This is a genomic window from Cupriavidus sp. 2SB (genome assembly GCF_005503625.1).
GTDB lineage: Bacteria > Pseudomonadota > Gammaproteobacteria > Burkholderiales > Burkholderiaceae > Cupriavidus.
In genome coordinates this window covers 1-11,045 of the sequence record NZ_SCMX01000131.1, presented here as the reverse complement: position 1 = coordinate 11,045, position 11,045 = coordinate 1, and the positions used below count along the sequence as shown (strand labels likewise).

Annotated in this window: 10 protein-coding genes; 7 read left to right on the top strand and 3 right to left on the bottom strand. The window is 66.4% G+C overall.

What is annotated here, in order from left to right:
- Window positions 1–345: 345 nt before the first annotated feature.
- The gene (gene ocd / locus FFS21_RS30995; RefSeq protein WP_502705216.1) at window positions 346–1,521 is read right to left on the bottom strand and encodes an ornithine cyclodeaminase; all 1,176 of its coding nucleotides are present in this window, start codon (window positions 1,519–1,521) and stop codon (window positions 346–348) included.
- Between the two features lie 13 nt (window positions 1,522–1,534).
- A complete protein-coding gene (locus tag FFS21_RS30990; RefSeq protein ID WP_137928499.1) occupies window positions 1,535–2,413 on the bottom strand; it encodes a dimethylarginine dimethylaminohydrolase family protein in 879 nt (292 codons plus the stop codon).
- A gap of 160 nt (window positions 2,414–2,573) precedes the next feature.
- Between FFS21_RS30990 and FFS21_RS30985 the strand changes: the two genes are divergently transcribed.
- Window positions 2,574–2,996, top strand: coding sequence for an Lrp/AsnC family transcriptional regulator (locus tag FFS21_RS30985; protein ID WP_137928498.1), 423 nt, complete (start codon window positions 2,574–2,576; stop codon window positions 2,994–2,996).
- Here FFS21_RS30985 and FFS21_RS30980 read toward each other — a convergent pair.
- A complete protein-coding gene (locus FFS21_RS30980; protein ID WP_137928497.1) occupies window positions 2,984–4,783 on the bottom strand; it encodes a chloride channel protein in 1,800 nt (599 codons plus the stop codon). The two genes, FFS21_RS30985 and FFS21_RS30980, sit on opposite strands and share 13 nt — an antisense overlap.
- A 159-nt stretch (window positions 4,784–4,942) precedes the next feature.
- Here FFS21_RS30980 and FFS21_RS30975 point away from each other — a divergent pair, with 159 nt between their 5' ends.
- The 6 genes from FFS21_RS30975 to FFS21_RS30950 all read left to right on the top strand — a co-directional run bounded on the left by FFS21_RS30975 (window position 4,943) and on the right by FFS21_RS30950 (window position 11,026).
- Window positions 4,943–6,088 (top strand): HPP family protein, encoded by a 1,146-nt coding sequence (locus FFS21_RS30975; RefSeq protein WP_137928496.1) that lies wholly within the window; start codon window positions 4,943–4,945, stop codon window positions 6,086–6,088.
- Window positions 6,089–6,240: 152 nt separating this feature from the next.
- On the top strand, window positions 6,241–7,344 hold the full coding sequence (locus tag FFS21_RS30970) for an AI-2E family transporter (RefSeq protein WP_137928495.1): 1,104 nt from the start codon (window positions 6,241–6,243) through the stop codon (window positions 7,342–7,344).
- Window positions 7,341–8,024: a paraquat-inducible protein A gene (locus FFS21_RS30965; protein WP_137928494.1), complete on the top strand. Its 684-nt coding sequence runs from the start codon at window positions 7,341–7,343 to the stop codon at window positions 8,022–8,024. The genes FFS21_RS30970 and FFS21_RS30965 overlap by 4 nt, the downstream gene beginning before the upstream one ends.
- Entirely contained in the window at window positions 8,021–8,803 is a 783-nt protein-coding gene (locus FFS21_RS30960) for a paraquat-inducible protein A (RefSeq protein WP_137928493.1), read from the top strand. The genes FFS21_RS30965 and FFS21_RS30960 overlap by 4 nt, the downstream gene beginning before the upstream one ends.
- Complete coding sequence (locus FFS21_RS30955; protein WP_137928492.1) at window positions 8,790–10,424, top strand: PqiB family protein; 1,635 nt, start codon at window positions 8,790–8,792, stop codon at window positions 10,422–10,424. The genes FFS21_RS30960 and FFS21_RS30955 overlap by 14 nt, the downstream gene beginning before the upstream one ends.
- A complete protein-coding gene (locus tag FFS21_RS30950) occupies window positions 10,421–11,026 on the top strand; it encodes a PqiC family protein (protein ID WP_137928491.1) in 606 nt (201 codons plus the stop codon). Before FFS21_RS30955 ends, FFS21_RS30950 begins: the two co-directional genes overlap by 4 nt.
- Window positions 11,027–11,045: the final 19 nt, after the last annotated feature.

The following is an 11,045-nucleotide window of genomic DNA, read 5'->3' as shown; positions in this document are numbered from 1 at the left end:
ACGTTGAGCTCCGTCAGGTGCTCCACGAGCAAGGCGATACCCTTCTCGTCGTTGCTGAACTGGCGCGGGCCGCCTTGCGGCACAACATCGATATCCAGGGTCTTCTTGCTGACGTCGATGCCGATTGCTAGCTTGATATCCATTTGGCTTGTCCCATCCTTGTGTCAATCCGGCGTGCTGCCTTACAACCGTTCGGGCTTAGGCTAAACGCTACCAAGAAATGGACACCACGATCCTAGCTCTCCCTCGAACTTGGACTAACGTCCAGAGCATGGGGTTGTCGATCTGTGGCGTCCGGAGACAATGATGCGACATACAAGGGGTCGGGGGAGAGGGCGCGGCGGTTCAAATTGCCTCGGTCGTATCTTGAGATGCCATGCCCTCTCCCCCAGCCCCTCTCCCACTACGCGGGAGAGGGGAGCAAGAAGAGGTGCGGGAGAGGGGAGAATCAAACGACGGCAGTTGATCCCCCATCATCCACCCATACAAATCCCTCGGCTCCGGCGGCATGGCCACCAGTTCGATGAACTGCCCTGCATGCCGTGCGAGGGCGGTTGCATGGAGCCAGCGCAGTGCGGAGTAGTCTTCCAGCGCGAAGCCAACCGAGTCGAACAGCGTCACGTCGTCGTCAGCGCTCCGCCCTGGCGCATGGCCCGACAACACCTCCCACAGTTCATTGACCGGCGCTTCCGGCCACTGCTGCACCTCGCCCTCGATGCGGGACTGCGGCGCGTATTCAACAACGATGCGGGCGCGATGGAGGATGTCCGCGTGCAACTCCGTCTTGCCGGGGCAGTCGCCGCCCACGGCGTTCAGATGCACGCCGGGACGCACCATGTCAGGCGTGAGAATCGTCGCGCGGGTCTTGTCGGCCGTGACCGTGGTGACGATGTCCGCACCCTCCAGCGCCTCGTGCACCGACGAGACCGGCACGATCGTCAGTCCCGCCTGGCCTGCCAGATTGCGCATCAGGCGGCGCGTGGCCGCTGGATCGATATCGAACGCGCGGATCGTGGAAATACCCAGCATCGCGTGGAACGCCAGCGACTGGAACTCGGCCTGCGCACCGTTGCCGATCAGCGCCATCGTCCGCGCACCGGGCTTTGCCATGGCGCGCGCGGCCAGTGCCGAGGTGGCGGCGGTGCGCAACGCTGTGGCCAATGTCAGGTCAGCCAGCAGCAACGGAAAGCCGGTCTGCACCTCGGCCAGCATGCCGCATGCCATGACCGTGGGCAACGCATGCATGGCATTGCGCGGATGGCCGTTGACGTACTTGAAGGCGAAATGCACGCCATCGCTGACCGGCATCAGTTCGATCACGCCAACCGGCGAGTGGCTGGCAAGTCGTGCCGATTTCTCGAAAGCTGGCCACCGCAGGAAGTCTTGCCTGACAAAGTCGGCCATCTGCATGATTGACGTTTGCACACCAACGCCACGCACCAGCGCCGCAACGTCACTGGCATCGAGAAAGCGCGTCATCGCCTTCTCGCCGATCGATGCGTCTTTCATCATTTGTTTCATGATGGACTCCCGCTCACGCCGCGGCAGCGCGGCGCACCGGCGCACTCGTGCGATCGAGGCGCAGCGTCATGCAATACGCGCCGCCACCCGACATCATGTAAGGCGACAGATCCACCTCGTGCAGCCGATAGCCGCGCCGGCCCAACTCGTGGCGCAGGTGTGGCGTGGTGCGGGTCATCACCACGTGTTCTTCGCGACTCACTGCGTTCACGCTGAAGTGACGCAGGTCGTCGGCAGTGGCCTCGATGCGTTGCGATGCGGGCACGCGTGCGCGCAGCGTGGCCAGCGCGGCCTCGCTCAACGCGGGAGGATAATAGAGAATCTCGCCACCGGCCAGCGGGCAGAAGCAGACGTCGAGGTGATAGCTCTGCTCGGTCGCCAGTTCCAGCGCCACCACTTCCTGGCCAAAGTGGCACGACATCGCTTGGGCCGCTTCCCGCGATGAGCGCGGACCGTAGCCCGCCCAGAAGTGGCCGCGCTGGGCATCCCAGATGCAGTCGCCCGCACCCTCCTGATAACAACCTTCGGGCAAGGTCTCGACGCTATCGATCAAACCCCGCCGACGCAGATCCTCGAAGATGGCCGCGAATGGCGCTTCCTCGCCGCGTCGCTGCGGATAGCGAAAACGCGCGAGCACCGCGCGGCCATCGAGCACGACGGCGGCGTTGGCCGGGAACACCATGTCCGGCTGGCCCGGCGCACCTTCGGCCACTTCGACGGCAAACCCGGAATCGCCAAGCGCCTGACGCAACGCATCGAACGATGCGCGCGCACGACCGTGCATGCCCGCCGGGTCCCGCGCCCAGCCCGCGGGGTCCATCCACGGATTGATGCTGTAGGACACGTCGTAGAAAGTGGGCGCGACCAGCAGGATGGTGGGGGTGTCGATCACGGCGGGCTCCTGGATAGTGGGTTTGTGAGGCGTTCTCCTGATGTGAATTGTGGTGCGCGCGCGCGCCAACGAATAGTTAGCAGACTGGACAAACTGCTACACCCCTTTGACAATCCGCCATATCGAACTGGCAATTTGCCAACATCCCAAGGGGATCGCGATGGATGCGACGGATCGCCAATTGCTCGGATTGCTGCGTGACAATGCCCGGATGCCGGTCACGGCATTGGCCAAGGCGCTCCGCGTTTCGCGCGCCACGGTGCAGAACCGGATCGCGAAGCTGGAAAACGAAGGGCAGATCGTAGGCTATACGGTCCGCCTCAGGCCCGAGGCGGAGGCGCACCGTATCCGCGCGTGGATGACGGTGGCCGTGGAAGGTAACAAGGCGCAGCAGGTGCTGCAGGCGCTACGCGGTGACCCCAACGTGCAGACGCTGCACACGACCAATGGCCGCTGGGACATCATCGCCGAACTGCGCGCCGATACGCTGGAGCAGTTCGACCGGACGCTGGAACGTATCCGGCTGGTCGATGGCATCTCGGCCACCGAGACCAGCATCCTGCTATCGACTTACAAGCTCTGACCCGTACGCGGCACGGCAACCCCGCGCAAGCGTTCGCGCGATGTCTCTTCATGCAGTACGTCGCCACTCGGTGCCAGAAGATCTCGCAACGACACCATGCCCACCAGGCGCATCGACGCCAGGCTGTCGACTACCGGCAGCCGCGCCACACTCAACGCAGCCATCTGGCCTGCGGCAGCGCGTCCGGTCTGCGATGGCAGCAGCACGGCCGGCGTACCATCCTTCTGCCCCACCAGCAGGTTCGCGCATTGCACGCGATCCGCCGCATCGGTCGTGGCCGCCAGAATGGCGGTGCGATGCAGCACGCCCAGCACGCGCCCTCCTTCGATCACCGGATAGGCGCGGTGCGCCGCGTGCTCGCCAAAGTAGCGTTCCCGCGCCTCGGCCACCGACAGTGAACCTTCGATCGCCACCACGTCGCGCGTCATCAGGTCCGCCACATGGGATCGCTCCAGCGGGTCCACGCCGTATTCGCGATAGATATGCAGGCCGCGCCGCGCAATCTTCTCGGTCATGATGCCGCGCTTCATCGTCAGCACCGAAAATCCGTAAGCCACCGCCGTGGTCAGCAGCAGCGGCAGCAGCGCCTCGCTATCGTGCGTGAGGCCGAAGGCGAACACGATGACCGTCAGCGGTGCGCCCAGCACGCTGCCGAGCACGCCCGCCATGCACACCAGCGCCCACAGCGCCGGGGAGCCGCCCGGCAGCACCGGCGCCAGCACCACGCCGAGTCCCGCGCCGAGCATCAACAGCGGCGCCAGCACCCCGCCCGACGTCCCCGAGCCCAGCGCGGCGATCCACATCACAGCCTTCACCGTCAGCAGCGCCACGGCCACGCCAATCGCCAGACGGTTGTTGAGCAGGTCACCGATCACGTCGTAGCCCACACCCAAGGCACGCGGCTCCAGGTAGCCGCCAATCCCCACCACCAGCCCGCCAATGGCCGGCCACCACATCCAGTGCACGCGCAGCCGGGCAAACGCATCCTCGGTGCGATACAGCGCGAGAGTCAGCACCGCGCCCAGTACACCGCAAAGCAGTCCAGCCGCCACACACGAGCCGAGTGCCACGGTGCTGGCCGGCGCGGTCTGCAGCGGGAACAGCGGTCCCGCCTCGAACACGAACGGGCGCAGGAAACCGGCCACGGCACACGCCAGCGCCACCGGCAGCAGGCTGCGCGGGCGCAGCTCGAACAGCAGCAACTCGATGGCCAGCAGCACCGCCGCCACCGGCGTGCCGAAGATCGCGGTCATGCCCGCGCACGCACCCGCCACCAGCAACGTCTTGCGCTCGGCGGCGGTCAGGTGCAGGTACTGCGCCAGCAGCGATGCAATCGAGCCGCCCGTCATGATGATCGGCCCTTCCGCACCAAACGGCCCGCCGCTGCCGATCACGATGCCCGACGACAGCGGCTTGAGCACCGCCACCTTCGGCGACATCTTGCTCTTGCCGAACAGCACGGCCTCGATGGCCTCCGGAATGCCGTGACCCCGGATCTTGTCGCTGCCGTAGCGCGCCATCAGCCCGACGATCAACCCGCCGATGACCGGCACCACGATGACCCACGCGCCGAGCGCATGGTGGGCCGGCGATCGCTCTGCGAACGACAGCGTCTGGAAGAAAAAGAGGTTCGTGAAGAAGCGGATCAGGTTCACCAGCACGAATGCAGCGCCGGTACTCACGGCGCCGATCAGCAGCGCGATACCGGCCAGCATCGGCAAACGGCCGTTTGAGGCGTAATCGCGCTTCTGGGCGTGATGTGACGCGGGGGAAACAGATGTGGACATGGTCGAGCAGGCCGGGGGCGGCTGGGTGATAATGCGGGGTGCACTGGCGGCGCAATATATCACGTCGTGATATATTGCGCCGCACCATGCCGTGCCCAATGTGGCCGCACATAACGCCCCCTGACAACTCGAAACCGGCCGCCCCCGCCCCCTATCTCGATGCCTACCGCATTCGACCCTTCCCAAGCCGTTGCCGAAGCGCGCGCATGGTTGCGCACATTCGTGCCGATGCCGATTGCCGCCAACCGCCACGAGCGCCTCAAGAGTTGCCTTGGCGCGCTGATCGGGCTGGCGCTCACCGAGTGGATCTGCCGCCAGTTCCTGCAAGGTTTCAACCCGTGGTTCATCGCACCAATGGGCGCGTCCGCCGTGCTGCTGTTCGGCGTGCCGGCCAGTCCGCTGGCACAGCCGTGGTCGATCATCGGCGGCAATCTGGTGGCGGCCACGGTCGGCGTGGCGTGCGCGCGCTGGATTCCCGATCCCGGACTTGCAGCCGGCGTGGCCGTGGCCGGCGCCATTGCGCTGATGTTCACGTTGCGTTGTGTCCATCCGCCGAGCGGCGCGGTGGCCGTGACCGCGGTTTTCGGCGGCCCGGCCGTGCAGGCGCTGGGATTCGGCTTCGTGGTGATACCGGTGGCGATCAACTCGATGTTGCTGCTGCTGGTGGCACTGGCGTTCAACAACATGGCGCGCCGGCGATACCCGCACCGTCCGCCCGAACCAGCCGCGCAGCATCGCACCAAGGACGCGCCCCCCAGCAAGCGCGTGGGCTTTACACGTGCAGACCTGGACGCGGTGCTGGCGGCGCGCGGCGAATTCCTCGATATCGAGGAAGACGATCTCGAGGCTATCCTCGTTGCGGCCGAGCTGCGCGCGTATTCGCGCCGGTTTGGCGACGTCAGCTGCGGCGACATCATGTCGCGCGACGTGGTCTCGGTGCGCCCCGGCCAGATGGCCGCCGATGCCGCCGCGCTGCTGGCGCGCCATCACATCAAGGCGCTGCCCGTGGTGGATCGTCAGCGCCGCGTGCTCGGCATCCTGACGCAGAGCGATTTCTTTCGCGCTCATCGCATGAACTCGCGGCGCGTCAATGGCGCCGTGCGCGACCTGATGACACGCGCCGTGATCACTGCCCGCACGGATCAGCCGATCGTCGACCTGGCACACGGATTCTCCGACGGTGGCCTGCACCATGTGCCGGTGCTTGACGCTGACCGGCGCCTGGTGGGCATCGTGACGCAATCGGACCTCGTCGCCGCACTGCTCAGGAACACCGGCACCGCCGCCGCTCAGGCGGCGCAGTGATCGACCGCTGACACGGGCCCGCCTCGCATCTGGCGCGTGGCGGGCCCGCTTCGGCTGCACGTCCCGACCGGCGCGGGAAAACCCGGAGCCATCATCGAATTCCGCTATGCTTACGGCGTTTTCTCCACCTGGACGCCTGGCGGCGCGCGACGATGAGTTCCGGACAACTGATTGAGAAGCTTGCCGCAGTCTTCGCGCTGATCGCGCTGATTGGCGGCTCGCTGGTAGTGCTGGCACCCTTCGCCACTGCATTGGTCTGGGGCGCGATCCTGGCGTATAGCTCGTGGTACCCCTACACGGTCCTGTCGCGCTGGCTCGGCAACCGGCGCGGACTGGCCGCACTGATCTGCGTGCTGGTGGCCGCCGTGATCGTGCTCGGACCGTTTGTCTATGCCGGCGCGAGCTTCTCTGCCCACCTCGACGAACTGACCGCCCTGGTCAACCGCTACACCGAGAACGGCTTTCCGCAACTGCCCGACTGGCTCAGCAGCCTCCCCTATGTGGGTCCGCAGTTGCAATCCTCGTACGAACAGGTCATCCACGCCGATTCCGAGATGGTGGCCAACCTGCGCAAGCTGATTGCGCCAGTGGGGCATCTGTTGCTGGGCGCGGGGCTGTCGATTGGTGGTGGGCTGGGCCAGTTGGCGCTCTCTATCGTGCTGGCGTTCTTCTTCTATACCGGCGGCGAACTGGCCGTGGACTGGCTGCGCGGCGGCATGCGCCGGATCAGCGGCGAGCGCGCCGACCACCTGCTGGCGCTGGCGGGCGGCACCGTCAAGGGTGTGGTCTACGGCGTGCTGGGCACCGCCTTCGTGCAGGCGGTGTTGGCGGGCGTGGGTTTCTGGATCGCGGGCGTGCCCGGTGCGGCCATCCTCGGCTTCATCACGTTCTTTCTCTCGGTGGTGCCGATGGGCCCGCCGCTGATCTGGATTCCGGCTGCGTTGTGGCTCTATCACACCGGGGAAACGGGCTGGTCGATCTTCATGGTGGTGTGGGGTGGCGTGGTGGTCGGCATGGCCGATAACGTGATCAAGCCCCTGCTCATCAGCAAGGGCACGAGCCTGCCGCTCATCTGGATCATGATGGGCGTGCTCGGCGGCGCGCTGGCCTTCGGCTTCCTGGGTGTGTTTCTCGGACCTACCGTGCTGGCCGTGGCCTACGCGCTGCTGCGCGACTGGACCATCGGTACGCAGGAGCGCCCGAGCGTTACGGCGGTCACCCCGGCGCCGCCTACACATCTCACGCCGGACGCATGACGCAGCACGGGCACCCGGGCACGCCGCACGCCCCGCAGGACCTGCACCGGCTGGTAGCCTGCGAGTATTGCGACGCGCTCTACGAACGCACCACGCTGGCACTGGGCGAGCGTGCCGTCTGCCTGCGCTGCGGCGGCGCGCTGTATCGCGAAAGCTCGCGCGCATACCACCGCCTGCTGCCGCTGGTCGTGACGGCACTGATCCTGTTCCTGATCTCGAACCTGTATCCGATCGTCGAGATGGATCTCAAGGGCGTGCGAACCGAGACCACGCTCTGGGGCGCCGTGATGGCCCTGCATGCCGATCACATGACTCTGGTGGCGATGCTCGTGTTCGGCACCACTATCCTGTTCCCGCTGTCCGAGATGCTGATGATGTGCTATCTGCTGGTGCCGATGGCGCAGCACCGCATGCCGCCCGGCTTCGACCGCATCGTGCGCGGCATCCGCCAGACGCGGCCCTGGGGCATGATCGAGGTCTTCATGATCGGCGTGCTCGTCACCGTGGTAAAGCTGTCGACGATGGCACAGGTCATTCCCGGCGTGGCGCTGTGGTCGTTCGGCGCGCTCGTCGTGGTGCTGGCCGCCATGCTGGCGTTCGATCCGCGCGAGCTCTGGCATTACCTGGAGCCGGCCGGTGCCGATGAAGTGCCGCCGCGCAAGCCGCAGGACGCCGCATGAGCGCGCCGCAAAAACCCGTCCGCCCATCGCGCACGGCCCAGGCCCGCGACCAGCTCGCACGCTCGCGCCGCGCAGCCGCCGGCGTGATGGCGGACCTGACCGACGACGACGAGCGCACGCCACTGGCCGAGGTGCCCACGGCGCATTCGCGCGGCCTGCTGTCGTGCCACGCGTGCGACCTCGTCAGCCCGGTCACGCTGGACGGCGATGACTGCCCGCGCTGCGGTGCCACGCTGCATCGGCGCAAGCCGGCCAGCCTGACCCGCACCTGGGCCTTCCTGCTGGCGGCCTACATCCTGTACATTCCCGCCAACCTGCTGCCGGTGATGGTGACGGAGTCGATCCTCGGCACGCAGCGGGACACAATCCTGTCCGGGATCATCTATCTCTGGCTGTCCGGTTCGCACCTGCTGGCCGGCGTGGTGCTGATCGCCAGTATCGTGGTGCCGTTGCTGAAGATGATGATCCTGACGCTGCTGCTGGCGTCGGTGCATTTCCGATCGACCTGGCGCATCCGCCAGCAGACCAAGCTCTACGGGCTGGTGGAACTCATCGGCCGTTGGTCGATGCTCGATATCTTCGTGGTGGCGTTGCTGGCCTCGCTGGTGCGAGCCGGAGCGCTGGCCACGATCATTCCTGGCGCGGGCGCCATGGCATTCGGCGCGGTCGTCGTCTTGACGATGCTGGCGTCGCTGTCTTTCGACCCACGTCTGCTGTGGGATTCACTCGACGTGCAAGCCCCATCGACATTGCAGGCTCCCGACAATGCCCGATCCTGAAAACGCTTCTCCGAACCCCGGCGTGCCGCAGCCCGCGCGCAAACGCCGCGCACGCTGGCTGCCATCGCTGGTCTGGCTGATCCCTATCGTGGCGGCCGTGGTCGGCATCTCGCTGCTGATCAACACGCTGGCCTCGCGCGGCCCCGACATTACCATCACCTTCCGCACCGCCGAGGGCCTGACGCCAGGCAAGACCGCCGTCCGGTACAAGGATGTGGACATCGGCCTGGTCAAGTCCGTTCGCCTGGCGCCCGACCGCTCCCATGTGGTGGCCAATATCGAACTGACCAAGGACGCCGAGAACTTCGCCGTCAAGGACACCCGCTTCTGGGTAGTCCGTCCGCGCTTTGCGGTCAGCGGTGTGTCGGGACTCGAAACCCTGCTGTCGGGCGCGTACATCGGCGTGGACGCCGGCAAGTCCGCCGAAAGCACGCGCAGCTTCACCGGGCTTGAAGTGCCGCCTGTGGTGACCACCGATGCCTCGGGCCGGCAGTTCGTGCTGCGCGCGCAGGAGCTGGGCTCGCTGGATATCGGCTCTCCGGTCTACTACCGCCGCGTGCCAGTCGGTCAGGTAGTGGCCTACCAGCTCGAACCGAACGGTCGCGACATCACGCTGCGCGTCTTCGTCAACAAGCCGTACGACAAGCTCGTGACCGCCGACACCCGCTTCTGGCATGCCAGCGGCGTGGACCTCAAGCTAGATGCCGGCGGCCTGAAGCTTTCCACCCAGTCGCTGGTCACGGTATTGCTGGGCGGCGTGGCCTTCCAGGCGCCGGAGCGCACCACGGCAACCGACGCGGCTGCCGAGAACACCCAGTTCCTGCTCGCCGGGGATCAGGCGGAAGCCATGAAGGAGCCCGAGGAACTGGCCCCCACGCTGGCCGTGCTCAACTTCGACCAGTCCGTGCGTGGTCTTGCGCCGGGTGCGCCAGTGGATTTCCGCGGCGTCATCGTCGGACAGGTCCGCTCGATCGGCATCGAGTACCAGCGGGAGCGCAAGGCGTTCCGCATGCCAGTGGTCGTGGAACTGTATCCGTCGCGCATGGGCTTCCGCGAACGTGACGTATCGGATCAGGCGCGCCAGCGCAACATCGTCCAGGGGCTGATCCAGCGTGGCATGCGGGCGCAGCTTCGCAACGGCAACCTGCTGACGGGCCAACTGTACGTGGCGCTGGATTTCTTCCCGAAAGCGCCGCCCCCGAAGGACCTGAATCTCGACGCACCGCTGCCCGAGTTCCCGACCACGCCCGGCACGTTCGACGAGCTGCAGGCCAAGCTCGGCGATATCGTCAACCGCATCGACAAGGTGCCTTTCGACCAGATCGGACAGGAGGCGCGCACGGCCATGGTGTCGATGAACAAGATGCTCGACAGCGCGGACAAGCTCGTCGCCCAGCTCAACGGTGACGTGGCCCCGCAGGTGCTGGCCGCGCTGCAGGACGCGCGCCGCACGCTCACCGCCGCCAATGGCACGCTGGCCTCCGATGCCCCGCTGCAGCAGGACACCCGGCGCATGCTGCAGGAGCTGACGCGCACGGCCACTTCGCTGCGGGCATTGACCGACTATCTGGAACGCCATCCCGAAGCGCTGCTGCGCGGCAAGACGGAGGACAAGAAATGAAACCCGCCATGACTTTGGCGACGGCGTCCCTGGCAGCGGTGCTGCTGGGATGCGCCTCGCCCGAACCACGCTACTACTCGCTCGCCTCGGCCCCCGTCGCGGCACCCGCTGCGCCGGTCACGCAGCCCATCTGGATCGAAGTGGCACCGGTACGCGTGCCCGAGCGCCTGAACCGGGCGCAACTCGTGGTGGCTGATAGCACGACCGGCGGCGTGAAAATGCTCGACCAGTCGCGCTGGTCGTCATCGCTGCCGGATGAGTTTCGCGACGCGCTTTCGCAGCAGCTTCAAACGAAGCTGGGCGCAGTCGATACCTACCAGCAAGGGCTCGCAGAAGTCAGCCCGCTCTATCGGGTGACCACCGAGGTGGTACGGCTCGACGCCGAGCCGGGCGAACGCGCGATGGCCACCATCACCTGGACGGTTCGGCGCCAACCAGACGGCAAGGTCCTGAGCGGACGCACCGAAGCCGATCTGCCCGCGCCAGGACAGATCGATGGCGTGGTCGCCGCCTATCGCCAGGTCGTCGCCGCCACGGCCACCGACATCGCGGCACGCGTGCAAACCCTGCGCGCACAGACGGACACCGCCACCTCGCGATAGTCCTCCGGGCGCGCGGTGG

Coding starts and splice junctions, on each gene's coding strand:
- FFS21_RS30950 (WP_137928491.1), top strand. CDS start 10,421: ATGAAACCCGCCATGACTTTGGCGACGGCGTCCCTGGCAGCGGTGCTG.
- FFS21_RS30965 (WP_137928494.1), top strand. CDS start 7,341: ATGACGCAGCACGGGCACCCGGGCACGCCGCACGCCCCGCAGGACCTG.
- FFS21_RS30985 (WP_137928498.1), top strand. CDS start 2,574: ATGGATGCGACGGATCGCCAATTGCTCGGATTGCTGCGTGACAATGCC.
- FFS21_RS30980 (WP_137928497.1), bottom strand. CDS start 4,783: ATGTCCACATCTGTTTCCCCCGCGTCACATCACGCCCAGAAGCGCGAT.
- FFS21_RS30960 (WP_137928493.1), top strand. CDS start 8,021: ATGAGCGCGCCGCAAAAACCCGTCCGCCCATCGCGCACGGCCCAGGCC.
- ocd (WP_502705216.1), bottom strand. CDS start 1,521: ATGAAACAAATGATGAAAGACGCATCGATCGGCGAGAAGGCGATGACG.
- FFS21_RS30955 (WP_137928492.1), top strand. CDS start 8,790: ATGCCCGATCCTGAAAACGCTTCTCCGAACCCCGGCGTGCCGCAGCCC.
- FFS21_RS30970 (WP_137928495.1), top strand. CDS start 6,241: ATGAGTTCCGGACAACTGATTGAGAAGCTTGCCGCAGTCTTCGCGCTG.
- FFS21_RS30975 (WP_137928496.1), top strand. CDS start 4,943: ATGCCTACCGCATTCGACCCTTCCCAAGCCGTTGCCGAAGCGCGCGCA.